This window comes from Planococcus sp. ANT_H30 (genome assembly GCF_008369335.1).
In the GTDB taxonomy this organism is placed as follows: Bacteria; Bacillota; Bacilli; order Bacillales_A; family Planococcaceae; genus Planococcus; species Planococcus kocurii.
Map to the genome: position 1 here is coordinate 210,897 of NZ_VOBJ01000002.1, position 23,196 is coordinate 234,092.

At 41.4% G+C, this 23,196-nt stretch carries 27 protein-coding genes and 1 other annotated feature; of the genes, 3 read left to right on the top strand and 24 right to left on the bottom strand.

From position 1 onward, the window contains the following. Positions 1–42 precede the first annotated feature (42 nt). Positions 43–1,872, bottom strand: coding sequence for a translation elongation factor 4 (gene lepA / locus FQ085_RS06960; RefSeq protein WP_058385575.1), 1,830 nt, complete (start codon positions 1,870–1,872; stop codon positions 43–45). 216 nt (positions 1,873–2,088) lie between these two features. Between lepA and rpsT the strand changes: the two genes are divergently transcribed. After that, positions 2,089–2,337 carry a 30S ribosomal protein S20 gene (gene rpsT / locus FQ085_RS06965; RefSeq protein WP_058385576.1) on the top strand — a complete coding sequence of 83 codons (249 nt, stop codon included), beginning with the start codon at positions 2,089–2,091 and terminating at the stop codon, positions 2,335–2,337. Between the two features lie 51 nt (positions 2,338–2,388). Here the strand turns inward: rpsT and holA are convergent, their stop codons facing one another. Then, positions 2,389–3,417: a DNA polymerase III subunit delta gene (holA, locus tag FQ085_RS06970; protein WP_058385577.1), complete on the bottom strand. Its 1,029-nt coding sequence runs from the start codon at positions 3,415–3,417 to the stop codon at positions 2,389–2,391. Between the two features lie 157 nt (positions 3,418–3,574). Between holA and FQ085_RS06975 the strand changes: the two genes are divergently transcribed. Then, the gene (locus tag FQ085_RS06975; protein ID WP_078080335.1) at positions 3,575–3,709 is read left to right on the top strand and encodes a YqzM family protein; all 135 of its coding nucleotides are present in this window, start codon (positions 3,575–3,577) and stop codon (positions 3,707–3,709) included. Positions 3,710–4,195: 486 nt separating this feature from the next. Here FQ085_RS06975 and FQ085_RS06980 read toward each other — a convergent pair whose 3' ends face one another. The 12 genes from FQ085_RS06980 to FQ085_RS07035 form a co-directional block, all read right to left on the bottom strand. After that, a complete protein-coding gene (locus tag FQ085_RS06980) occupies positions 4,196–6,295 on the bottom strand; it encodes a DNA internalization-related competence protein ComEC/Rec2 (RefSeq protein ID WP_262499766.1) in 2,100 nt (699 codons plus the stop codon). Positions 6,296–6,468: 173 nt separating this feature from the next. After that, the gene (locus FQ085_RS06985; RefSeq protein ID WP_058385579.1) at positions 6,469–7,041 is read right to left on the bottom strand and encodes a ComE operon protein 2; all 573 of its coding nucleotides are present in this window, start codon (positions 7,039–7,041) and stop codon (positions 6,469–6,471) included. A gap of 81 nt (positions 7,042–7,122) precedes the next feature. Beyond that, complete coding sequence (locus FQ085_RS06990; RefSeq protein WP_262499767.1) at positions 7,123–7,548, bottom strand: helix-hairpin-helix domain-containing protein; 426 nt, start codon at positions 7,546–7,548, stop codon at positions 7,123–7,125. A 337-nt stretch (positions 7,549–7,885) separates the two neighbouring features. Continuing rightward, entirely contained in the window at positions 7,886–8,611 is a 726-nt protein-coding gene (locus FQ085_RS06995) for a class I SAM-dependent DNA methyltransferase (RefSeq protein ID WP_058385581.1), read from the bottom strand. Further along, positions 8,608–8,946, bottom strand: a complete 339-nt coding sequence (rsfS, locus tag FQ085_RS07000; protein ID WP_058385582.1) for a ribosome silencing factor — start codon at positions 8,944–8,946, stop codon at positions 8,608–8,610. The genes FQ085_RS06995 and rsfS overlap by 4 nt, the downstream gene beginning before the upstream one ends. Further along, positions 8,943–9,518: a bis(5'-nucleosyl)-tetraphosphatase (symmetrical) YqeK gene (yqeK, locus tag FQ085_RS07005; RefSeq protein ID WP_058385583.1), complete on the bottom strand. Its 576-nt coding sequence runs from the start codon at positions 9,516–9,518 to the stop codon at positions 8,943–8,945. The genes rsfS and yqeK overlap by 4 nt, the downstream gene beginning before the upstream one ends. Beyond that, a complete protein-coding gene (locus tag FQ085_RS07010; protein ID WP_058385584.1) occupies positions 9,487–10,074 on the bottom strand; it encodes a nicotinate-nucleotide adenylyltransferase in 588 nt (195 codons plus the stop codon). The genes yqeK and FQ085_RS07010 overlap by 32 nt, the downstream gene beginning before the upstream one ends. After that, positions 10,071–10,370 (bottom strand): ribosome assembly RNA-binding protein YhbY, encoded by a 300-nt coding sequence (yhbY, locus tag FQ085_RS07015; RefSeq protein ID WP_058385585.1) that lies wholly within the window; start codon positions 10,368–10,370, stop codon positions 10,071–10,073. Before yhbY ends, FQ085_RS07010 begins: the two co-directional genes overlap by 4 nt. Beyond that, a complete protein-coding gene (gene aroE / locus FQ085_RS07020; protein WP_058385586.1) occupies positions 10,357–11,184 on the bottom strand; it encodes a shikimate dehydrogenase in 828 nt (275 codons plus the stop codon). The genes yhbY and aroE overlap by 14 nt, the downstream gene beginning before the upstream one ends. Before the next feature lie 11 nt (positions 11,185–11,195). Further along, positions 11,196–12,299, bottom strand: a complete 1,104-nt coding sequence (gene yqeH, locus FQ085_RS07025; protein ID WP_058385587.1) for a ribosome biogenesis GTPase YqeH — start codon at positions 12,297–12,299, stop codon at positions 11,196–11,198. Beyond that, entirely contained in the window at positions 12,296–12,817 is a 522-nt protein-coding gene (locus FQ085_RS07030) for a YqeG family HAD IIIA-type phosphatase (RefSeq protein ID WP_058385588.1), read from the bottom strand. Before FQ085_RS07030 ends, yqeH begins: the two co-directional genes overlap by 4 nt. 38 nt (positions 12,818–12,855) lie before the next feature. Next, positions 12,856–13,629, bottom strand: a complete 774-nt coding sequence (locus FQ085_RS07035) for a phosphatidylserine decarboxylase (protein WP_149456270.1) — start codon at positions 13,627–13,629, stop codon at positions 12,856–12,858. A 96-nt stretch (positions 13,630–13,725) separates the two neighbouring features. Here FQ085_RS07035 and pssA point away from each other — a divergent pair, with 96 nt between their 5' ends. Then, entirely contained in the window at positions 13,726–14,265 is a 540-nt protein-coding gene (gene pssA / locus FQ085_RS07040) for a CDP-diacylglycerol--serine O-phosphatidyltransferase (RefSeq protein WP_058385590.1), read from the top strand. 58 nt (positions 14,266–14,323) lie between these two features. On the opposite strand, the gene mtnN is transcribed toward pssA, so the two are convergent. The 10 genes from mtnN to alaS all read right to left on the bottom strand — a co-directional run bounded on the left by mtnN (position 14,324) and on the right by alaS (position 22,782). Next, on the bottom strand, positions 14,324–15,028 hold the full coding sequence (gene mtnN, locus FQ085_RS07045) for a 5'-methylthioadenosine/S-adenosylhomocysteine nucleosidase (RefSeq protein ID WP_058385591.1): 705 nt from the start codon (positions 15,026–15,028) through the stop codon (positions 14,324–14,326). Between the two features lie 67 nt (positions 15,029–15,095). Further along, positions 15,096–15,770, bottom strand: a complete 675-nt coding sequence (locus tag FQ085_RS07050) for a DUF1510 family protein (protein ID WP_149456271.1) — start codon at positions 15,768–15,770, stop codon at positions 15,096–15,098. A gap of 131 nt (positions 15,771–15,901) precedes the next feature. After that, complete coding sequence (gene greA, locus FQ085_RS07055; protein WP_071154363.1) at positions 15,902–16,378, bottom strand: transcription elongation factor GreA; 477 nt, start codon at positions 16,376–16,378, stop codon at positions 15,902–15,904. Between the two features lie 76 nt (positions 16,379–16,454). Next, on the bottom strand, positions 16,455–17,099 hold the full coding sequence (udk, locus tag FQ085_RS07060; RefSeq protein ID WP_342743354.1) for a uridine kinase: 645 nt from the start codon (positions 17,097–17,099) through the stop codon (positions 16,455–16,457). A 15-nt stretch (positions 17,100–17,114) separates the two neighbouring features. After that, on the bottom strand, positions 17,115–17,720 hold the full coding sequence (locus FQ085_RS07065; protein WP_058385595.1) for an O-methyltransferase: 606 nt from the start codon (positions 17,718–17,720) through the stop codon (positions 17,115–17,117). Positions 17,721–17,810: 90 nt separating this feature from the next. Further along, positions 17,811–18,935: an endolytic transglycosylase MltG gene (gene mltG, locus FQ085_RS07070; protein ID WP_149456272.1), complete on the bottom strand. Its 1,125-nt coding sequence runs from the start codon at positions 18,933–18,935 to the stop codon at positions 17,811–17,813. 125 nt (positions 18,936–19,060) lie between these two features. Continuing rightward, on the bottom strand, positions 19,061–19,369 hold the full coding sequence (locus FQ085_RS07075) for a DUF1292 domain-containing protein (RefSeq protein ID WP_058385596.1): 309 nt from the start codon (positions 19,367–19,369) through the stop codon (positions 19,061–19,063). A 13-nt stretch (positions 19,370–19,382) separates the two neighbouring features. Continuing rightward, complete coding sequence (ruvX, locus tag FQ085_RS07080) at positions 19,383–19,799, bottom strand: Holliday junction resolvase RuvX (RefSeq protein WP_058385597.1); 417 nt, start codon at positions 19,797–19,799, stop codon at positions 19,383–19,385. Positions 19,800–19,801: 2 nt separating this feature from the next. Continuing rightward, on the bottom strand, positions 19,802–20,068 hold the full coding sequence (locus tag FQ085_RS07085; protein ID WP_058386921.1) for an IreB family regulatory phosphoprotein: 267 nt from the start codon (positions 20,066–20,068) through the stop codon (positions 19,802–19,804). Positions 20,069–20,157: 89 nt separating this feature from the next. Further along, positions 20,158–22,782, bottom strand: coding sequence for an alanine--tRNA ligase (gene alaS / locus FQ085_RS07090; protein ID WP_149456273.1), 2,625 nt, complete (start codon positions 22,780–22,782; stop codon positions 20,158–20,160). A 41-nt stretch (positions 22,783–22,823) separates the two neighbouring features. Beyond that, positions 22,824–23,033 (bottom strand) — a binding site (T-box leader). Positions 23,034–23,196: the final 163 nt, after the last annotated feature.

The window sequence follows — 23,196 nt, forward strand, 5'->3', positions numbered from 1 at the left end:
AATAAGAAAAGGAGGCTAAAATTCCGCCTCCTTTTTTTCGTTTTATTTTGATTGGTCGTCCATTTTTAAAATAGCCATGAATGCTTCTTGTGGAACTTCTACAGATCCAACTTGCTTCATGCGTTTTTTACCTTCTTTTTGCTTATCGAGAAGTTTCCGTTTACGGGAAATATCGCCACCATAACATTTAGCAAGAACGTTTTTGCGTATCGCACTAATCGTTTGACGTGCCACAATTTTTTGACCGATAGCCGCTTGAATTGGCACTTCAAATTGTTGGCGTGGAATTAGATTCTTCAACTTATCGACAATGGCTTTTCCACGTTCATAGGCAAAGTCACGGTGAACGATAAAACTCAAAGCGTCTACTTGTTCAGCATTTAACAAAATGTCCATCTTGACCAATTTAGATTCTTTGTAGCCAATTAATTCGTAATCAAAAGAGGCATAGCCTTTTGTCCCTGATTTTAATTGGTCGAAGAAATCATAAACGATTTCAGCCAATGGCAACTCATAAATAATGCTAACACGTGTATCATCAACGTAATCCATTGTTAAGAAATTACCGCGTTTGCGTTGGCAAATTTCCATAACCGCGCCTACGTAATCATTGGGTACCATAACTGTTGCTTTCACATAAGGTTCTTCAACTAGTTGAATTTTTTGTGCGTCAGGCATCATAGCCGGGTTGTCGATTTTCAAAACTTCCCCGTCTGTCATATGAACTTCATAAATTACACTTGGTGCAGTTGTGATCAAGTCAATATTAAATTCGCGTTCGATTCGTTCTTGAACGATTTCCATGTGCAACAAGCCAAGGAATCCACAACGGTACCCAAAGCCCAGTGCTTGAGAAGATTCAGGCTCGAATTGCAAAGCTGCATCATTCAATTCCAATTTCTCTAGCGCGTCACGCAAATCATTGTATTTAGAAGTATCAATTGGGTACAACCCACAATAAACCATTGGATTTAATCGACGGTAACCAGGCAACGCTGAGCTTGCTGGATTATTAGCAAGTGTAATTGTATCACCGACTGTCGAATCACCCACGTTTTTAATAGCAGCTGTTAAAAAGCCAACATCGCCAACTGTTAATTCTTCGCGAAGAGTTGCATGAGGAGTGAAAACACCTGCTTCAATCACTTCAAATTCTTTTCCAGAAGCCATCATTTTTATACGATCTCCAGGTTTTACAGTTCCTTGAACAATCCGAATATACGCTACAACACCACGATAAGGATCGTAAAGAGAATCAAAAATCAACGCTTGTAACGGCGCACTTGGATCTCCAGTTGGAGCTGGAACTTTCTCAACGATTTGTTCGAGAATTTCTTCAATTCCAATTCCGGCTTTTGCTGATGCCAATACCGCTTCAGAAGCATCCAAACCGATTACTTCTTCGATTTCCTGGCGAACACGTTCTGGGTCAGCGGCAGGCAAATCGATTTTATTGATAACTGGTAGAATTTCTAATTCATTATCTAGCGCCAAGTAAACGTTTGCTAATGTTTGGGCTTCAATTCCTTGTGCCGCATCGACAACAAGTACAGCGCCTTCACAAGCTGCTAAACTGCGTGATACTTCATAGGTAAAGTCGACGTGCCCTGGAGTGTCAATCAAATGCATAATATAAATTTCGCCATCTTTGGCTTTATAATTAAGCTGAACAGCGTTCAATTTAATGGTAATGCCACGTTCCCGTTCAAGATCCATAGAATCGAGGGACTGTGCTTTCATTTCTCGGGAAGTCAGTGCTTCCGTCTTTTCTAAAATTCGGTCTGCAAGCGTAGATTTACCGTGATCGATGTGCGCAATAATCGAGAAGTTGCGAATTCTGCTTTGCCGAGATAATCTTTCCTCATTATTCATTCTCTTCACTCCTATATAAACTACTATGAATTATAGCAGTACAACAAGCATTGAGCAATAAAAGCTCGTGAATTCATTTTTGCTGTCAAGGAAAACTTCTTTGCACGTAACTATTGCAATCCTTCCGCTGATTTGATAAAATAACTCATGTTGTATAGAGACATTAAAGAGTTGGGATGATTTCCTCTCTTTCATATTGTCTAGGAGGTGAAAGATATGCCAAACATTAAATCTGCAATCAAACGCGTGCGTACGAACGAAAGCAAAAACGTTCAAAACTCGCATACGAAATCAGCAATGCGTTCTTCTATTAAGAAAGCTGAAACAGCTTTGACTAACAAAGACGATAACGCTAGCGATACTGTAAAAGCGGCGATTAAACAGGTGGAAAAAGCGGCTTCTAAAGGCTTGATCCATAAAAACACTGCAGCTCGTAAAAAAGCTCGCTTGATGAAACAAGCGTAAAACATAAAAAAAGCCAGATCCTTTAAAAGGATCTGGCTTTTTTTATTCATTTTAACGTTGTTGTTTGATCGCGCGCTTCATCAAGAAAAATTCCAAAATGCGCTCACGATTGCCACTAAGTGTTTTTAGCTGAAGATCGATGTCTGCTAAATCACCAAGTACCTGCAACAGTCGCTTTTCAGAAATCTGTTGGCGTTTTTCCACTAGTAGCTTAACGCGATAGGGATGCGCCTTTAGTTGTTTAGAAATTTGTTGCGCATGATACCCTTTTTTCTGCAAATAATACACTTGAATCATAAAGCGTATTTGCGAAGCCAGTAAAGCCGCTAATGCTACCGGCTCTTCTTTTTGACGCAACAAGTCGTAGTAAACACTTAGGGCGCCGCTAACATCGCCGTCAAGATACGACTGAAGCATTTTAAATGCATCTTGCTCAAGCGTCCGTGCTGTCATTTGTTCTACAAGGTCTACCGTAATGTCTCCTTCTGCTGCCCCGAGATACAGCGACATCTTCTCAATTTCTGAAGACAATAATGTCAGGTCGGTACCTGCCATCTCCATTAATCGCTGAGCCGCTTTCAAATCGATGCCTTTACCAAAATTTTTCGCTTCGTGCATTAGAAAACTTTCTAAGTCATTAGTCTGGAGTGACTTGGCTTCTATTAGTACGGTATGTTGCTTCATCAGCTTGGTTACTTTTTTGCGCTCGTCTACTTTTTCATAAGGCGCTACAAAAATTGTCACCGAACTACTTGGTGGATGTTCTAACCAGGCTTCGAGTGCCTTTAGATCATGATTGATTTTTTCTTTGCCACGCTCTGCTGCTTTTAAAAACGTTGCATTGCGTGCAATAATCAGCTTGCGGTCACTGAAAAAAGGAATGGTGTCTGCCTCATCAATAACGTGGTCAACCGGTACTTCGTCCAAATCAAAAAAAGTTAGTTCTAATTCTCCGCCGTCCGTCAATTTATCTTTTAGCAAATCCAAGGTTTTTTCAATAAAATAGCTTTCTGTTCCCACAATGAGATAAACAGGGTCTATTTGTCCGCTGCGTATGGATTTCCACACGGAAGTAATCATCTTATCAGCCTCCCCTTCTTCTACTATATCGGATTTATACGACTTTGGGTATTTGACAGTTATGTGTCAGTAAAGAATTTCATCCTTTAAACTTTACTTCAATCTAGATTTTTACTTTGTCTTCGCTTATAATTAGAAGGAATTAGGAGGGATTTCAATGAATGAATTTGAACAGAATGTACAGTCCAAACGTAACGATGCAATCGACGCGGGAATGGGCTTTGTCGTATCCTTTGGATTTTTTGCCCTTATCTTCATTATCGCCGGAGTTGTAGAATTCGCTGCACGGTAATTAAATCAAAAAAAGGTTTCGGTTTTCATAACCGGAACCTTTTTTTGTTGCATAGAAATGAGCCACTTCGCCGATTTGCTTTATGCCTGTCAGAGCTATACGGGCGCCTGCGCTTTTCTTTGTCTAGACTCCGGCGCCCAGCTCTTCGGGTCATAAGGCCACTCTGCTGTGTGGCAAAGAACGCCACTTCGCCGACTTGCCTTATGCCGGTCAGAGCTACACGGGCGCCTGCGCTTTTCTTTGTCTAGACTCCGGCGCCCAGCTCTTCGGGTCATAAGGCCACTCTGCTGTGTGGCAAAGAACGCCACTTCTCCGATTTGCTTTATGCCTGTCAGAGCTATACGGGCGCCTGCGCTTTTCTTTGTCTAGACTCCGGCGCCCAGCTCTTCGGGTCATAAGGCCACTCTGCTGTGTGGCAAAGAACGCCACTTCGCCGACTTGCCTTATGCCGGTCAGAGCTACACGGGCGCCTGCGCTTTTCTGAGATCAGCGCATTGTTTCGAGCTTTAACTCTCCTTTATTATAAAGTAATCGGATGGTGCCGTTTTCTGCGGTGTTTAACGTATCAAGTTCCAATTCATCGAACCGGTCAACTACTTCTGGACTCGGGTGACCGTACCGATTATCAACGCCGGTCGAAAAAATTGATACAGCCGGATTGAGTAGCGTTAAAAATTCCTCGCTGCTGGACGTTTTACTGCCGTGATGTCCTACTTTTAATACCGTCAGACCAGCGAGTTCGCTGCTGTAAGTTTCTATTAATGCCTTTTCCCCTGCAGCTTCTAAATCTCCTGTAAATAAGACACGGTAATCACCCGTTTTCATAAATAGCACAAGTGAATCGTTGTTGCCTTCGTAAGTAGCATCTGTTGGAGAAAAATAGCTGAATTGCGTGTCCGCAACGCCCCAATTTGATCCAGCTCCCGGAAACACGATATTGGTTTGCTTTGTATAAGGAGCTAATTGAAGCATCAATGCGTTTGTAGCAGATCCCGGTGTTAGATGGAGCTCTTTAACTGGAAACAACTCGAAAATCTCATCTGCCCCTTCTGCATGGTCAGCGTCTGGATGCGAAAGTACAAAAACATCAATTGAAGAAATGCCATTGCCTTTTAAATAAGGTGCTACAACTTGCCGCCCAATTTCATAAGGCCGTTTCTTCTCTTTAAAAGCTTCTGTGTCAAAGCGCAGCAAGCCACCACTATCGACTAAATACACAGCTTGCCGAAAAGGCAATTCTATTACAGCACTATCGCCTTGACCTATATCGAGAAAAGTTACTTTCAAACGCGGATCGACATAAGGCACAGCCGTAAACAGGAGTGCAGGAACTACTAAAATCAACAACTGACTAAATTGAAATTTTCGCTCAGCGGCGCAGTAAAACAAATAAACACTGGCTGCTAAAAGAAACACGATAAAAAGAGTGGGCTTTCCTGGATTCCAAAGCTGATAAGGCAATTTGACCAGACGGTTCATGAATTGATCGATCAGTCCGCGCAAAGGTTCATAACCATTAAAAACAACATCTGCTACTGGCTGAGATAAAACAGTCAGAAACAATAACAGAAAATTGGCCGGTAAGACCAGCAAAGTAAACAAAGGAACAAAAAGGCTATTGACCACAAATGCAGACAACGACAATTCATAAAAATGAAAAAGAAGTAACGGATATAGTGTCACCTGAGAAATGAATGTTAAGACAAAGCCTGTTTTTATAGCAGACCGGATTTCACTTAGGAACTTTAAAGAGTATATAATGCCAAAGGTTGCACCATAGGACAACTGAAAACCAATTTTGTACAGGACGTATGGATTCCATAGAATAAAAAAGATCATACTAGTTAACATAATACTCGCAATAGGTAACCGGAAGCCAAAAAGCTTGCCTGCTAGTACAGCGCATACCATACTAACTGCTCGCCAAACTGAAGGCGCACCACCAGCTAGAACCGCGTAAAGCGGCAATACAACTAACAAAATGACGAGCGCCATCTCTTTTCGAACATGCAAACGGACAAGAATGCCATAAAGCAGGCCCGATGCAATTCCAACATGCAATCCTGAAATAGCAAACAAATGAGAAATGCCTAAGGTTTGATAGACACGTTGATCTTCAGGATCCATGTTTTCTCGCTCACCAATCAGTAAAGCTTCCGCTTCTGCAACTAGACTTTCTGGGAAATGCTCGCGTATATGATGCTTTAAAGCCTCTCTCCTGCTAAGTAGCCGATTTGTCCACGTATCGTTCTCTGTCACCCCATCTATTGACTGGATGACCAATAACGTGTTTGCTCCATTATGCCGCAAATATTTACTCATATCAAAAGAATAGCGATGCGAGGGAGATGATGGTTGTTCAAAAACACCGCTAACTTGAAATATTGAGTCGTCAACTAGACTTTCTAATTGAAGTTTTTGTTCAGCGGAACTTAAGCGGTGTCGTGCGTAAACGACTGTACGATCTTCTAGTACTGCAAATCCTCTAAGACTATCGCCATCGATGACTGCACCCGTATGAAATATCAGTGTTCCTGAATAAGGATGTAGCTTATTAACTAGCTGCTGACTTCTAAAATCCTGCACCAAATACACCGCACAAGTAAATAAAAAAACTGCGACAATAAGAACTCGCCCTTCTTTTTTCCAACACATCCAACTAAAAAGCAGCGCCATGAACACGAGTTGAACCGCTGTTTCATGCGCTGCATATGTAGCAAGAATGGTAGCTGCTGCTAAATATAGAAAAGGAGTAGTTGTTACACTTCGATTTCTCCGAATAATTGATTCACCCGTTCAGTATAATGGGCCAATTCTTCATCACTTCCACCTTTTTCACGCAACTTTTCCAGGAGTTCCATATAAAGAGCAGATTTTTCGACACTCAAAAAATCAATCTTCCGCTCGTCAAATACTACTTGCACGACTTCTACACCTGCCTGCTCTAATAATTCAATGGCATATTCATGATTTTTGTAGTCTGTCGCGTAATAAAGTCGAGCAATTCCGGACTGGATAATCGACTTAGTACATGGCAAACAAGGAAAATGGCTGACATACATATCCGCGCCACTGACGCTAATGCCGTATTTCGCACATTGCAGTAGCGCATTCATTTCTGCATGGATTGTCCGCACGCAATGTCCATCAACCACATAGCAGCCCTTATCGATGCAATGGTCTCCTCCTGAAATTGATCCATTGTAGCCACCTGCCATAATTCTTCGGTCACGCACAATGGTTGCGCCGACAGACAGTCGTGTACAAGTGCTTCTAAGTGCGAGCAAATGGCTTTGCGCCATAAAAAATTGGTCCCAAGTTATTCGCTTCATTTAATTGCCTCCTGCTCATGTAGTTAAAATAATTGTAGCAGAGGCATCTATTTCGTCAACCGTCTTTTCTTGTACGGCTTTCTATTTGGCAGTAATAAGATCTTTTAGTTGTTCAAAGGTTTTGTCGCCAATCCCAGTAACCTCAGTTAATTCTTCCGGTGTTTTAAATCGCCCTACCTCTTCCCGATAAGCAAGGATAGCAGCGGCCTTAGAAGGACCGATTCCCGGTAGTTCCATCAATTCGGTTTCACTCGCCAAGTTGATATCAATCAAACCGCTACCACTAGCTGAAGCTGTCTGAGACGATGCCGCTGGCAAACTGATTTCTTCGCCCACTACTGGTACGTAAACACTGGTTTCATCCACAATTACGAGCGCCAAATTAATAGCACGACTATCGGCTTTTGTTGTGAAACCACCTGCAGCTTGAACAGCATCTTGCATACGGGATCCTGCCGGTAGCTCGTATACACCTGGATTAACCACTTGCCCTTTCATATCAATCATTAAGGTAGTCTCTATTACGGGAACTTCATTTTCTGGGGGTTCTGTCTGCTGAGGGGATTCAGCGTTGATTAGTTCAAGAGAAGTAGCAGGAGCTGTTTCTGACTTACTTTGAGGAAACAAGAAGTAAATTAGTAGCAGCACAATGACAGCTGTGGGGATCAGCAGCCATGCAAATTTGTTCTGAAGCTCGGAAAATTTCAGTTCGCATTCCTCATTTCTTCAGAAGACAATTAAATAGAAGCTGTTTGAATTATATAATAATTCGGTTGCTGCTGTCTAGCTTTTTTGAATAGACAAAAAGCCACCTGCACGTTGCAGATGGCTCCATCAATTCGCCTCAAACTTTTCTAGCATAGAAGAAAATACGTTCACTTTCTTCATCCGGCACCTGATCTGAAAAATCGGCTGTCACCGACTCTACAGAAAATCCAGCCGCTTCCAACCATTTTGTGTAAGCATCGACAGAAAACGTTCGCTGTTCATGCGTTTCTTCAAAACGTTCGAATAACTCATTGTGACGAACGAAAAAAGTCATGTCGTGAATCACGCTATGTTCTGCTTCTCCAGGCTCAGTATGCCAAATGTACGCAATTTCTTCTGCATCATAAACAAATGGACTGGCCATGTAGACTTTATCCACTTTGACAATGGAATGCACGTCAAAGAAAAAATGACCACCCACATTTAAGGCTTCATAAACTTCTTTAAATGTTTGCTGAACCTGTTGCTCATCCTGCAAATAATTAACCGAATCAATAGCGATCGTCACGATATCAAAATCGGTCAATCCTTCTAAATTATCCATCGACAATTGAAGTACCGGAATTGACTGGTTTGCATCTTGAAAGCGTTGATTGGCAATCGTCAACATGTCTTCAGACAAATCACTCGCTGTTACGTTATAGCCCATTTCAGCAAAAAGCTGTGACAATGTGCCAGTTCCACATGCTACATCCAGCAACTTGCCGGATGCAACATGGGAAGCGACCCACTCCACATACTTTTCGTAAGGAATATCTTCCATCAGTCCATCATAGACTGCGGCAAATTTTCCGTATTTCATATTTCCATTTGCGGAGCTTCTCTCCACAGACGTTCAAGGTTGTAGTATGAGCGCTCGTCTTTATGGAAAACGTGTGCGACTACATCACCAAGATCGACAAGAATCCATCGTGCAGAGTCGAATCCTTCAATGCTTTTCACTTCATGGCCTTCTTCGTGGGCTTTATCCATAATTTCTCTTGCAATTGATTGAACTTGACGATCTGAATTCCCTGTACAGATGACGAAATAGTCAGCTAGCAACGAAATTCCCTCCATATTTAAAACAACGATATCTTCTGCTTTTTTATCTTCTGCTGCGTTATACGCTACTTGTAGTAAAGTTTCTTTAGTCATTCTTTCACTTTCCCTTTCTGTTGCACGAAGTAATTGTAACACTTCAGTGAATCCGGAAATACCGGTTGATTTTTTGATTCTAAAAATTCGATGGAATGTTTGATCGCGGCTTCCATCATAACATCCAATCCTTGATTTTTTAATTGTCGCAATTCTTCAACACCTGAAAATTTGCGGTTTGGTTCGATTAAATCAGCAATATAGACGATTTTTTCCAAATCAGACATCGCTTCACGTCCCGTCGTATGGTAACGAATGGCGTTAAGTACGTCTTCATCGGTAACTCCAAATTCGCTTTTCGCTAAATGAGCGCCTACAGGAGCATGCCAAAGTTCTGCGTGGTATTCGAGTAGTAAAGGATCCATGTTTTCAGAAACGATGACAGATTTCATCCATTCTCGATCTGAAAATTTTGCAACATCATGCAAAATTGCTGCTGTTTGCGCATTGGATTCGGACACTTTAAATGCTTTAGCGAGTTCAGTTGCGGTATCCACTACACCAAGCACATGAGTAAATCGGTTTTCTGGAAGTCGTTCTTTAACGGTCTGAAGCATGTGGTTGTGATCCATACAAGCGCTCCTTTCGAATAAAAGCTTCCACTTTCTCCGGCACCAGAAAAGCGAGGGGTCCGCGTGCAGCAACCCGTTCCCTCAATAATGTGGATGACAATCGCAATTCCGGAGAATCAATCAGCATCACCGGATAAGGTGTCTCTGTAGTATACCCCGGCCGCTTAACACCAATAAAGCGAATCAACTTTACCAACTCATCAATTCGGTGCCAAGAAGACAAACCTTCTACCATGTCGGCTCCAATAATAAAATGGAATTCGACGTCAGGTTCTTGTTCAGACAGTTTTGTTAAGGTATCAAAAGAATAAGAAACTCCACCCTGTTTGATTTCGAAGTCTTCTACTTTAAATTGGTCGTGATCAGAAATCGCGAGCCTAGTCATCGCGAGCCGCTGCTCGGCACTAGCACCTGCAACTTCTTTATGAGGCGCAATATAATTGGGCATAAAACGGACTTCAGCCAATTCGGCCGCGAAAAGCGCTTCACTCGCCATGATTAAATGACCGAGATGAGGCGGATTAAATGTTCCGCCTAGAATCCCAACTTTTTTCATCTTTTAACCGGTAGCTCGATTCGTTTATTATGAACCGATTGTTTGTAAAGTACGACAGTATGACCAATCAATTGAACCAACTGTGATTTTGTGCCTTTAGCAAGAGCTACTGCTACTTCATCTTTGCCATCTTCATTATTTTGAAGAATGCTAATTTTGACCAATTCGCGCTTTTCTAATGCTTCTTTGATTTGAACGAGCATGGCATCACTGACGCCGCCTTTACCTACCTGGAAAATGGGTGCAAGATGATGTGCTTCGCTTTTCAAAAAGCTTTTTTGTTTAGTTGTTAACATAAGTGCCTCCTAGTTTTTCTGTGATCATTTGGATCATTTTTTCAGTATTTGGCTGTATCCCTGTCCATTTTTCAAAAGCAATTGCTCCTTGATAAACGAACATACCAACGCCATTTGAGATAATGCAATTTTTTTCTCGTGCTTTTTTCAAGAAAGGTGTTTCCAGTGGATTATAAATAATATCCGCTACTAAAGTTCCTGATTTTACTCGGTCCAGTGAAATCGGCAACGCTTCACCTGTCGCTAATCCAACAGAAGTCGTTTGAATCACAATTGCAAATTCAGCCAATTGTTGTTCAGATTCAATGAGCGTCATGGCAGAAGCATTTGTTTCTGCCGCTAGCTCTTCTGCACGCCGGTAGGTTCGGTTGGTAATGGTCACATTCGTAAAGCCAGCGCGCTTCAAAGCAAAAGCAATTCCTCTTGCCGCACCACCTGCGCCAATCAGTAACACTTTTGATGTCTTATCGATGGCATGAACAAATAGCGAGCGAACAAAACCGTCACCATCTGTATTCGATCCAACATAATGAGTTCCATCAAAATTCACCGTATTGACAGCATTCATTTGCGAAGCACTTTCTTCTAGTTTTCCTAAAAGCGGAACAATGGATTGCTTGTGCGGAAGTGTAATATTAAAACCACTGATGCCCAATGTTTTCATAGCTTCCAATGACTTTTTCAATTGCGACGGTTCCACATGAATCGGCAGGTAAGCAGCTTCTATGCCATGTTCATCAAACCACGATTCATGCATAAATGGGGATAAGGAATGAGCAATTGGATCACCAATTACTGCGTACCATTTCTTCATCTAAAAACCTCCTAAATCAACGATGGGCGCAAGAGAACTTCCACACCCTTAGGCGCGTGAGCAGCAATAACGGCGTTGCCGTGCTGTATAGTAATCCAACCAAGTCCAGAAAACACAATATCCATTTTTGCATCTTTGACACTAAATTCGTGGCGCACCAACTCCGGAAAATCGTCTTTGTACTCAGCTGACGGTGGTGCTAGCATATCGCCTAGATGTTGCGCGTACAAAGCATCCGCGTTCTCTAGTTTAGTTCGGTGAATCCCTAAGTCATTAGCAATGTGGACAGTGAATGATGAACGCTCACCTTGAATAAAGTCAAATCGTGCCAATCCGCCAACAAATAATGTTTGCCCTGCATTCAATTGGAACACACGAGGCTTAATTTCTTTTTTTGGCATAATTTGTTTGAGATCTGCTGTTTTTAAATGATGAGCCAATTGATGATGATTGATAATTCCTGGTGTATCAAATAATGAACGTTTATCATCCAAAGGAATTTCAATCATATCCAATGTCGTTCCAGGGAAATGTGAAGTCGTAATGACATCTGCTTGCCCTGTCGCTTGCTTAATCACGCGGTTGATGAATGTCGATTTCCCAACATTCGTACACCCTACCACATAGACGTCTTTGCCTTTACGGTATTTTTCGATTGCTTCCATCGCTTCTGGAACTCCGGTTCCTCTGTGAGCACTTACCGTTAATACGTCAATCGGTTTCAATCCTAATTTTTTAGCTTCTTGTTTCATCCAGTTGATTAATTTAGGCTGTTTCACTGACTTCGGTAACAAATCCGCTTTATTGGCAATCAGTAAAATATCATTATTCCCAACAAAACGGTGAAGACCAGGAAGCCAGCTGCCATTAAAATCAAAAATATCGACGATTTTGACGATCAACCCATCGCGTTCGCCCAAGCCGTTTAAAATCTTCAGAAAGTCATCATCCGTTAATGAAACAGGCTGAAGTTCATTGTAATTTTTCAGGCGAAAACAGCGTTGACAAATAATTTCTTCTTTTTCTAACGAAGACGGTGGTGCATAGCCTACCTCTTCTTTATGTTCAGTTTGAATCTGCACACCGCATCCGATGCAAGTTGGCATTTCGCTCACTTTTCTTCCTCCCACATCAATTGTCCTTTTTCTTTCAACTTCTTCATGATTTTACGCTCGACTCTTCGGTTAAAACGAGTAAAAAAGCCATCTGACTGCGCTACTGGCAATACTAGTATGGTATGCATCTTGTTCAAATTGCCTCCGAAGATATCCGTTAACATTTGATCTCCAATAACCACGACTTGATCGCGTTTTGCTTCCATAATGCGCAGTGCTTTTCTAAAAGCGCGGCCCATCGGCTTACGAGCTTGATAAATAAATGGAATTCCTAAAGGATCCGCAAACGACTTGACGCGCAATTCCTTATTATTGGAAACGATTACTACTTGAATACCGGCATCTTTCATCGATTTCAGCCATTCAATCAATTTCGGGGTAGCATCTGGACGATCCCATTCTACAAGTGTATTATCTAAATCCGTAATTATCCCTTTAATATTCTTTTCAATTAATATTTCTGGCTTAATGTCAAAAACGTCTTTTACATACTCACTAGGTACAAAATTTTGATACACTCTAACTCACTCCTGTTTTCCGAACTTAATTCTATTGATTATACCATATTTCCTAGTGCTTCTCCCACCTTGATCCGTTGTCCAGAAGACATATCTTCGACAAATCTAACGGAATTGTTCTCAAAAAACAACACAACCGTTGAACCAAAGCTGAAATAGCCCACTTCGCTGCCTTTTTCCCAGTCACTACCGGTCTCTGTGAGTTTAATAGAATTTACAAACATGGCACCGACTTTGACGACCAACATCTTGCCAAACTCAGTTTCTAACTCCGTAATCATCCGGTAGTTGCCACTGATCGGCGCTTTGCCGTATTGCAATCCAGCTGCGTTAACCGGATATGATTTTTTGCCAAGCACATATTGTCTCTTCACTGTGCCATCAGCCGGACTGTGGATACGGTGATAGTCAGCTGGCGATAAATACAGCACTGCGTATTTCCCGTTTTGGTAGCAATCAGCTAAATCGCTATCCCCTAACAAGTCGGCTAATGAATAGTTGTGTCCTTTCACAAAAAAACGACTATCTTTTCGTAGGTCCCCAATGATTTCAATTTTCCCATCCACTGGAGACACGACAGAAACTTCAGCAATTGGCCGACTACTGCCAGTAAGTTTACGAACAAAAAAATCATGAAGTGTCTGAAAGCTTTCTAAAGGTTTTTCGATTTCATCCGTTGCGATTTGATATGTTTTTATATAGCTCGGTATAAATCTGCGGCTTTTTTGAGAACCGGCAAATTGGCGAATTAAATTAGAAGTAAAAGCTCCGTTCGTTAGTTCTATTGAACGCTGGTACAAATATTTTTTCATCGAGATGCCTCCGTTGCTAAAATAGTCTACCATTATTTTACCTTTCGCAGTATAATAGATTGAACAAGTTTACAAAAAAAGAAGGAGTGTTTTCCATTGTTAATAATCGAAAGAATGGATCACACCATAAAAAAGCTGAAGTCACAGGCCGCAAACTCCATTACGATCGGTAATATGTTGTTTGGCGGGGCTTCTCTTATGGCCACTTTAAATGGATCTTATAGCTATAGCGTGCTATTTATATTTATTGCAGCTTTTTTAGACCGCTTTGACGGTATGGTGGCAAGAAAGTTTAATCAAGAATCTGATTTAGGCAAACAACTCGATTCAATGAGCGATTTGTTGTCCTTTGGTGTTGCACCCGCAATTTTAATTTATCAACTTGTCTTGTCAGACTTCGGTTTTATTGGAATGGTTTTTACTGTACTTTATCTGTCATGTGGCGCTTTTCGCTTGGCGCGTTTTAACATTTCAGACTCGACTGGATACTTTACTGGGTTGCCTATTACAGCTGCAGGTACAGTTATCACTTTATCGTATTTTGCGTTGTCGGTATTTTCACCGGTCGTCTATATGTTTTTATTTGTTCTTTGTTCTTTGTTAATGATTAGTACCTTTACCTTGAAAAAAGTTTAAAAAAAGCTGAGTGACGTTAAGAAAACGTCCCCAGCTTTTTTATTTTGTCTTCACAAAATCAGATACGTGCGGCTAGCTGGCTGATGACACTGAAAACAATTTCTGTTGAATGCTTAGCCGCTACAGGCAAGAATTCTTCAAACGATACCGATGATTCTTTTCCGGCAATATCTGACAATGCACGAATGACAATAAAAGCAACATCAAATTGATAGCACACCTGCGCAACTGCCGCCGCTTCCATTTCAGCTGCTTTCATCGACGGGAAATGTTCCCGCACTTTTGCGACACGCTCTGGATCGTTCATAAATGAATCTCCTGTAGCGATCAATCCAACCGCATAATCGTGCTGTCCCATTTCCTTAACTGCTTTAACGGCTAGCTCAATCAATTCTTTATTAGAAGTAAAAGCTGCTGGCAATTGAGGTACTTGGCCCATTTCATAACCAAAGACAGTTACATCTACATCATGGTGACGAACTTCGTCTGAAATCACGACTGCACCGACTTCTAGTTCCTCATCAAAACCGCCTGCTGAGCCAATATTGATAACAATATCAGGTTTATATTGTTGAAGTAAAATCGTCGTTGACATGGCCGCATTTACTTTACCAATCCCGCTTTTTAACAATATAATTTCCTGTTCTTCGTATGTACCTAAAGTAAATTCGCATTTTGCAATTTCTTCCGTTTGCGGATTTTCCAGTCTACTTCTTAATAATTGAACTTCTTCTTCCATTGCACCGATTACACCGATTCTCATCTTGCCATTCCTCATTTCATCTTAATTTCATTACAATTTCACTTGATAAAAGAAAAAGACGCCTTTATTAATAGGCGCCTTTAAGCGTTTTTAAGACGTCCATTTTTACTGGTTTCCAGCCTTCGCCATCGACCCATTCCATATGGACGCGGTATTTTTCAGATTCATCTTTCGACTGAACAGTCGCTATCGATTTCTGCGGACCACCGCCATTTTTTATCATCATGACATACATATTATTCGGATCAAGGCCCGTCGCATAAGAAACGGCTTGAACTTTTTCGTTCCAGTCAGCTGAATTTTTTTGATAGACAGAAACATGATCGCCTTTTTGCTTCGTGCCAATCGGCTCCCAGCTGGTGTTAATCACGGTTTCTTCGACAATTGGATCGCTCGAGTCTTCCCGTGTAATTGTTCCACCTTTAATGGCAGACTCTTCTTTTTCTTTTTCTTCTTCCGCTTTTTTAGCGGCCTCTTTTTCTTTTTCAGCAGCTTCTTTTTCTTTAGCTGTTTCTTCAGTGCCTTCGCTGTCTTCAGTGCCACTCGTTTGTTCGTCGATTTCAGGCGAACTCGCTACTTGATCCGGATCTTGAGCTTGTTCGTTCCCTCCGCCAAAAAGCATGGAAACTCCAATTATGAGAATCAATGCAAATACCAAGCCAATCAAAATGTTCAAAATCGAATTTGATCGGTTTTTCTTTTTCTTCAAACGAGAGGGATACGGCTTTTCTTCGCTATTCATTGAATGTCCCCCTTTCTTAATAGTTTACCATTAATACACTATGACAAATTTGACGTTTCAGCGTTAAATACGTTTCATTTACAGTTCAACTAATGAGAAACGACCATCCTTTTTAAAGAATGGCCGCTTGATCACGTGATTGAAAGAATCTTGATTTCCATTTCTCCGCCTGGTGTTAATACTTTAACATTTTCACCAATCGTGCGGCCAATCATGCTTTTCGCAATTGGAGAATCGTTTGAAATGCGACCTTCTAAAGGATCTGCTTCTGCTGATCCAACAATTGTATAAGACTCTTTATCGCCATCTGGAACTTCTATGAATGTTACAGTCGTCCCTAAGCGAACGACATCTTTGTTTGATTCATTTTCATTTATGATAACTGCGTTACGGATCATCGATTCAAGTGTTGAGATGCGACCTTCTACAAAAGCCTGATCTTCTTTCGCAGAGTCATACTCAGCGTTCTCAGATAAATCACCAAAATCACGAGCGATTTTGATTCGTTCGACTACTTCTTTACGTTTAATTGTTTTTAAAAAATCCAGTTCATCTTCCAACTTCTGCTTTCCTGCAGCTGTCATTGGAAATTGTTTTTCGTTAGCCATTGTTCCCACTCCTTCAACTGCTGACCTGGATGCCTACATCCGTCAGTCTCGTATCATCATATTATAGTTTCACTATCTATTCAAGAATAGTTTTAATTTTTGTAACCATTAAATCGATTGCCACTTCATTTTGGCCACCTTCAGGAATAATTACATCGGCATACCGTTTTGTCGGTTCAATAAATTGATTATGCATCGGTCGAACAACCGTTAAATACTGTTCAATAACAGAATCGATTGTCCGCCCGCGTTCATTAATGTCACGCAATAGACGACGAATAATGCGCAAATCACCATCTGTATCGACGAATAATTTAATATCCATTAATTCACGCAAACGCGGATCTTCAAGTACTAATATGCCTTCCAGTATAATAACATCTTTTGGCTCGATTACTACAGTTTCTTCTGCACGTGTATGTAAAGCATAATTGTAAACCGGTTTTTCGATTGCACGACGCTCAAGCAATTCGTTGATATGATCAATTAACAAATCCGTATCAAATGCTAATGGATGGTCGTAATTTGTTTCCAAGCGCTCATCAAAAGCCAAATGACTTTGGTCTTTGTAATAATAGTCCTGCTCGATGACGACGACTGAGTTTTCTTTAAAGACTTCATAAATTGAATTCGTTACACTCGTTTTTCCCGAGCCCGAACCCCCTGCGATTCCAATAACGACCGGCCGTTTAGTAGACATATTAGTTAGCTCCCTGTAAATCTCTTTTTAGTGTATTTATTTCTTTCTGCAAATCAGTATGCCATCACCTGAGGATAATAATTCTGTATCATAGCACGGGTGATTGAGCATATGTTCTTTAAAAGTCGCCAAATTGCGAATCATCGTCCGTTTCCTTCTCGGAACGTCCGACAATGGCATATCTGAAAGACCATGCATGGTCATGTTATCGCAATAGATAATACCACCTGTTGGCAATAATGTTTCGTATTTGTCGAAAAAGCGCTCGTATTGACCTTTGGCAGCATCTATAAAAATTGCATCATACTGCGGTTTCAGTTGGGATAGTTCCAGTTCTAGTGCATCTGCATGATAAATACGGATGCGACTCGCTAACTCTGTTTGAGCAATAAATTCCAACGCCTTTTGATACCGTGAGTCATCGCGTTCTACAGTATCCACTGTGCAAGCAGGTAACGCCTCAGCCATTTTAATCGCTGAAAAACCAATCGCTGCACCAATTTCAAGAATCTGTTTAGGCTGTTGAATTTTTAAAAGTTCAACCAGCTCTCCGATACCTTGATCCTCCATGATGGGAATGTGATGCAGAGCAGCATACGTCTGAATCGCTTTAAGCGTCGTTGATAATTGATTGGTCACCATACAAATAAGCTCCTTTTCGACTCAGCAAAAATTACTTCAAATCTTACCATAAAAAGAGAAGGAAAGCGAGGACGCTTCCTTCTAAGTGGTTTACTCTCCAATATACTCGTCTCGATTCTTCAAATGCTCTTCGTAAGTTTTAGCAAAGTGATTCTTGCCTTCCTTGTCCGCTAAGAAATAGAGGTAATCGGTTTTTGCAGGGTCTAGTACTGCTTGAATCGAAGAGCCTCCTGCATTTGCGATAGGTCCCGGTGGCAACCCTTTGTTTTGGTATGTGCTGTACGGGTGTTCAAATTCGTAATCCTTGTTAAACAAACGCTCTTTGTGTTTGCCCATTGCGTAAATTACAGTTGGATCTGTCTGCAATGGCATATCGTCTTCTAAGCGATTGTAAAAAACACTAGCAATCGTTTGGCGATCAGATTGTGCTGTGGCTTCTTCTTCTAAAAGAGAAGCAAAAGTCAATAACCAATGAGGCGACTTTTCGAGTTCTTCTAAGACACCTTGGTATGGTACAACGTTGGATTGTGTCGCATTGAGCATTTGCTCAATAATTAACGTTAACGATGGCTCTTCTTCATACATAGGATAAGTTGCCGGGAATAGATATCCTTCAAGAGGGTGACGAATATTATCACCTCGTATTTCGTCAGTCAATAAATCTGGATATTTAACCATCAACTCTTCAATATATGCAGGGTCATCAATTTGTTTCAGAAATTCTTCTGCCGTATACGATGTTTTTTTAGCGATAACATTTTCAGCGATTTCTTCAATCGTTAAACCTTCTGGAACATTAATGGTAAACAACGGTTCATGATAAACCTTACCCGTTTTCAAACTTTCCGTAATTTCATCCAGCGTCATCGACTGCACCAAATCATAGGTTCCTGCTTGAAACTCAGATTCATTTTTAAATTTGACATAATATTTATAGATGCGCGCGTCTTCAATCACATTATTTTCTTCAAGCAGTGCCGCAATGCTGTCCAGACTCGAACCGATTGGGACTTCAACGGTAATCACTTTTTCTGAGTCGGCATCTACCGGCTCTAAGGCATCAGTGACATAGCTATAGGTTTTAAAACCTGCAATCCCAATGATAATTACTAGGATCAGTGCGACTATTAATACGATGCGTCGGACGACTCTCACTTCCTTCTTTTTTTCTTTCATACGTTCAAACATAATTTCTTTTTTTGATGGTTTCCCCACGGGTTTTCCCCCCAGCTTTTCTGTACTGCAAAAGTTGAGCTAGTTATAGCTCACTTCTACCAGTATACAAGAAAAGTGCACAAAAGAAAAAGGCGGAATCAGCAATCAATTCCGCCCTCATCTTTTTAAAGCTCTTCGTTTTCTTCTTCTTCGTCAAGGAACGTGTTCAACATTTCTTCAATCATGTCCCACTCTTCGTCAGTTTCAACTGGGCGAAGCTCTCCGCCACCTTCAGTTTCATCTGATTCAGGGTTTTCTGTGAATGAAGATGCGTGAATTTCAATTTCGCCTTCTTCATCTTCTTCAGCGCCAATTGGGAAATACAAAACATATGATTTTCCGAAATCTGCTGATTCAAATGTAAACAATACTTCAAATAATTGCTCGTTGCCGTTTTCATCAACGACTGTAATGTGTTCTTGTCCGTGTTCCATTTGCGTCACCTCATTATTTTTTAAAATCAAGATAGCCCTGCAAAATCATGACTGCTGCCATCTTGTCGATCACTTTTTTGCGATTTTTGCGACTGACATCCGCGGAGATTAACATCTTCTCTGCTGCAGACGTTGTAAGCCGTTCATCCCATAGGACCACCGGTATACTATACGCTTCTTTCAGCAAATCTGCAAATCTTTCGGATGCTTGAGCACGTGGCCCAATTGAATTGTTCATGTTTTTCGGGTACCCCACAACTGCTTCAGTCACTTCATATTGTTTGATTAGTTCACCGAGACGGACCATGCCAAATTCCTCGATGGCTTCATTTATTTTGATGGTTTCGATTCCCTGAGCTGTCCAGCCCATCGGATCACTAATCGCGACTCCAATTGTTTTCGAACCAACATCAAGTCCAATTATGCGCATCCTTATTCTCCGTTATTCTTCTTAATATAGAACTTTACAAGTTCCTCTAGAATTTCATCCCGTTCTAGTTTGCGAATCATATTTCGCGCATCCTGATGGCGAGGAATATAAGCCGGATCACCTGATAATAAATATCCGACGATCTGATTGATCGGGTTATAGCCTTTTTCTTCAAGTGCAGCATGGACCTGTAGCATCACTTGCTTCACTTCTTGCTCCATCGACTCATCAGACGAATCGAATTTCATAGTTCGATCAAATGAACTCACGACAAGCACCTCGCTTTCGGATTTTAAATAGGAATAATTGCTCCTGCTGTCTGCTTCTTATTATAACCGATAGCGGCCATTTATTAAACCTATTTCACTAAGCTATAAACGGATTCGAGTGCCGACTCTAACTTGTCGACATCTTTTGCACCTGCCATTGCCATATCTGGCCGGCCGCCACCTTTGCCACCACATTGTTCTGCTACGTGTTTAACGATTTGTCCCGCATGGTAATCTCCACCCGCCAAATCTTTTGTCACGCCTGCTGCAAGCATTACTTTATCTCCGTCTGTCGCACCAAGAACGATTACTGCTTTATCCATTTTCGTTTTCAAGTCATCCATCATTTGACGCAATTGGTTATTGTCTTTTGCTTCGACTTTAACGGACAGTACGGTAATGTCTCCAATTTTTTGAGCTGCATCTAAAATGCCCGCAGATTGAGCGTTAGAGATTTTCGCAAGCAAGGATTCATTTTCACGTTGCAAGGCTTTTATTTCAGCTTGAACCGATTGCGCTTTTTGAATCATCTCTTTCGGAGAAGATTTTAATAATCCTGCCGCCTGTTCTAATACGTGCTCACTGTCTTTCAAGTTTTCATAGGCACCTTTACCTGTTAGCGCTTCGATTCTGCGTACCCCAGCACCTATGCCGCCTTCAGAAACAATTTTAAACAAGCCAATTTCCGATGTATTGAATACGTGAACGCCACCACATAACTCTAGTGAATAGTCGCCAATTTCAACGACGCGTACAACATCCCCGTATTTCTCACCGAACAATGCCATTGCACCCATATCTTTTGCTTCTTGCAAGTTATGGTATCCAGTTTGAACTGCGATTCCTTCCCATACTTTTTCGTTAACGATTTTCTCAATGGTCTCTAACTCTTCTTTCATGACTTGGCCAAAATGAGAAAAATCAAAACGTAAACGATCTGGACCTACATAAGATCCCGCTTGGTTAACATGCGTTCCTAACGTATCTTTTAGCGCTTGGTGCAAAAGGTGTGTCGCTGTATGGTTTTTCACCGTATGACGACGATCTGCTGCGTCTACTTGTGCTGTTACAGACGCCAGTGTTAATTCTCCCGTGTTAATACGAACAGAATGTAAATTTTGGCCATTTGGTGCTTTTTTAACGTTTAATACAGTCGCTTGAACCAAATCATTGCTCAAGGTTCCGCGATCTGCTATTTGTCCGCCACTTTCTGCATAAAATGGTGTTTGATCTAGAATAACTTGAACTTCTTCGCCTTCATGTGCACGGTCAGCAAGTTCACCATCCTTAATAATAACTACTACTTTAGCATCTGAAATAGTCTGGCTATAGCCAATAAATTCACTGGCTGTTTTAATATTACCCAAAACTTCAGATTGAGTTTGCATCGAATTAACGTTTTGACGCGCGTTTCTTGCACGATCACGCTGCGCTTGCATCGCTGCTTCAAAGCCATTATGGTCGATGGTCATGCCTTCTTCTTCCGCATATTCCTCAGTCAATTCAACCGGGAACCCGTATGTGTCATAAAGACGGAATGCATCTTCACCAGGAATTTCTGTTTGTCCGTTCGCTTTTTGTTTTTCCACAACCGAAGACAAAATTGCTAAGCCGTCATGAAGTGTTTCGTGGAAACGCTGTTCTTCTAGTTTCATCACACGAATGATAAAGTCTTGTTTGTTGTTAACTTCTGGGTAAAAGCTCTTCATAATGTCTCCAACCACTGGTACTAGCTCAAACAAGAATGGCTGTTCAACGCCTAATTTTTTCGCATAACGTACGGCACGACGTAATAAGCGACGTAATACATATCCACGGCCTTCGTTAGATGGAAGGGCTCCGTCACCAATCGCAAATGCAACCGTACGGATGTGGTCAGCAATCACTTTAAACGCCATATCCATATCCGCGTCTTCGCCATATGTTTTCCCCGAAATTTCTTCCGTTTTTCGGATAATCGGTACGAATAAATCCGTATCGTAGTTGGTTGCTACATCTTGAGCCACACAAGCCATGCGCTCTAAGCCCATTCCTGTATCAATGTTTTGTTTAGGCAGTAATGTGTAGGTGTGATCCGCGTTGTGGTTGAATTGTGAGAACACCAAGTTCCAAATTTCCAAATAACGATCATTTTCGCCACCAGGATATAATTCAGGGTCAGTCAAATCGTTGCCGTAGCTTTCGCCGCGATCGTAGAAAATTTCAGAGTTCGGACCACTTGGGCCTTCACCGATATCCCAGAAATTCCCTTCCAAACGAATAATGCGCTCCGCAGGTACACCCACTTCATTTAACCAAATTGCATATGCTTCTTCGTCTTCTGGATGAACTGTTATAGAAAGTTTTTCAGCGTCAAAACCGATCCATTTGTCGTCCGTTAAAAATTCCCAAGCCCAGTGAATCGCTTCAGTTTTAAAGTATTCGCCGATTGAAAAGTTCCCAAGCATTTCAAAGAATGTATGGTGACGCGCTGTTTTACCAACGTTTTCAATATCGTTCGTACGAATTGATTTTTGTGCATTTACGATTCTAGGATTGTTTGGAATGACACGGCCATCAAAGTATTTCTTTAAGGTAGCGACGCCACTGTTAATCCACAACAAGGAAGGATCTTCAAAAGGAACAAGCGGTGCACTTGGCTCCTGATCGTGGCCCTTTTCTTTAAAGAAATCAATATACATTTGTCTAATGTCTTCTGCTTTTAAATTTTTCATCTATTTTTCCTCCTTAACATAATAAAAAGCCTTCATCCCAAAAAAGGGACGAAGGCTTTATTTCGCGGTACCACCCTAGTTACACAAAGCAGCATGCTCTGTGTCTCTCGAACACCTTAACGCGGTTCAACGGCAGGAATTAGCTGCACTCCGGAGTAGCTTTCTAAAATCGACTGTCGTCGGAGCCTTTCAGCCTAGGGTCCCGTTTCTTTTCGAATCCGATTTTATACTGTCTCCATCAATGTGTTTGTCTATCAATCTAATTTGAATTATAGAAAAAGCTTTGCGTGATGTCAATAGTGATACTTTAATTGGGCAGTGTTACTGCGTAAACCAACTCCGCTTTCCTGCGGGCTTGCGCCGAACTAACTCGGCCTTAACGCCCGAGTAGATTTCGGCACTTCGCTATCCCGC

What these genes read in the sequence shown, in the direction of transcription:
- yhbY (WP_058385585.1), bottom strand. Translation starts at nt 10,370, where the DNA reads ATGTTAACAACTAAACAAAAAAGCTTTTTGAAAAGCGAAGCACATCAT.
- FQ085_RS06975 (WP_078080335.1), top strand. Translation starts at nt 3,575, where the DNA reads ATGAATGAATTTGAACAGAATGTACAGTCCAAACGTAACGATGCAATC.
- mtnN (WP_058385591.1), bottom strand. Translation starts at nt 15,028, where the DNA reads ATGAGAATCGGTGTAATCGGTGCAATGGAAGAAGAAGTTCAATTATTA.
- holA (WP_058385577.1), bottom strand. Translation starts at nt 3,417, where the DNA reads ATGATTACTTCCGTGTGGAAATCCATACGCAGCGGACAAATAGACCCT.
- FQ085_RS07050 (WP_149456271.1), bottom strand. Translation starts at nt 15,770, where the DNA reads ATGAATAGCGAAGAAAAGCCGTATCCCTCTCGTTTGAAGAAAAAGAAA.
- rsfS (WP_058385582.1), bottom strand. Translation starts at nt 8,946, where the DNA reads ATGACTAAAGAAACTTTACTACAAGTAGCGTATAACGCAGCAGAAGAT.
- FQ085_RS07010 (WP_058385584.1), bottom strand. Translation starts at nt 10,074, where the DNA reads ATGAAAAAAGTTGGGATTCTAGGCGGAACATTTAATCCGCCTCATCTC.
- FQ085_RS06985 (WP_058385579.1), bottom strand. Translation starts at nt 7,041, where the DNA reads ATGAAGCGAATAACTTGGGACCAATTTTTTATGGCGCAAAGCCATTTG.
- FQ085_RS07035 (WP_149456270.1), bottom strand. Translation starts at nt 13,629, where the DNA reads ATGAAAAAATATTTGTACCAGCGTTCAATAGAACTAACGAACGGAGCT.
- FQ085_RS06995 (WP_058385581.1), bottom strand. Translation starts at nt 8,611, where the DNA reads ATGAAATACGGAAAATTTGCCGCAGTCTATGATGGACTGATGGAAGAT.
- FQ085_RS07065 (WP_058385595.1), bottom strand. Translation starts at nt 17,720, where the DNA reads ATGGTGACCAATCAATTATCAACGACGCTTAAAGCGATTCAGACGTAT.
- greA (WP_071154363.1), bottom strand. Translation starts at nt 16,378, where the DNA reads ATGGCTAACGAAAAACAATTTCCAATGACAGCTGCAGGAAAGCAGAAG.
- FQ085_RS06990 (WP_262499767.1), bottom strand. Translation starts at nt 7,548, where the DNA reads ATGATTGATATGAAAGGGCAAGTGGTTAATCCAGGTGTATACGAGCTA.
- yqeK (WP_058385583.1), bottom strand. Translation starts at nt 9,518, where the DNA reads ATGGATCACAACCACATGCTTCAGACCGTTAAAGAACGACTTCCAGAA.
- aroE (WP_058385586.1), bottom strand. Translation starts at nt 11,184, where the DNA reads ATGAAGAAATGGTACGCAGTAATTGGTGATCCAATTGCTCATTCCTTA.
- ruvX (WP_058385597.1), bottom strand. Translation starts at nt 19,799, where the DNA reads ATGCGCATAATTGGACTTGATGTTGGTTCGAAAACAATTGGAGTCGCG.
- FQ085_RS07075 (WP_058385596.1), bottom strand. Translation starts at nt 19,369, where the DNA reads ATGGAACACGGACAAGAACACATTACAGTCGTTGATGAAAACGGCAAC.
- alaS (WP_149456273.1), bottom strand. Translation starts at nt 22,782, where the DNA reads ATGAAAAATTTAAAAGCAGAAGACATTAGACAAATGTATATTGATTTC.
- rpsT (WP_058385576.1), top strand. Translation starts at nt 2,089, where the DNA reads ATGCCAAACATTAAATCTGCAATCAAACGCGTGCGTACGAACGAAAGC.
- lepA (WP_058385575.1), bottom strand. Translation starts at nt 1,872, where the DNA reads ATGAATAATGAGGAAAGATTATCTCGGCAAAGCAGAATTCGCAACTTC.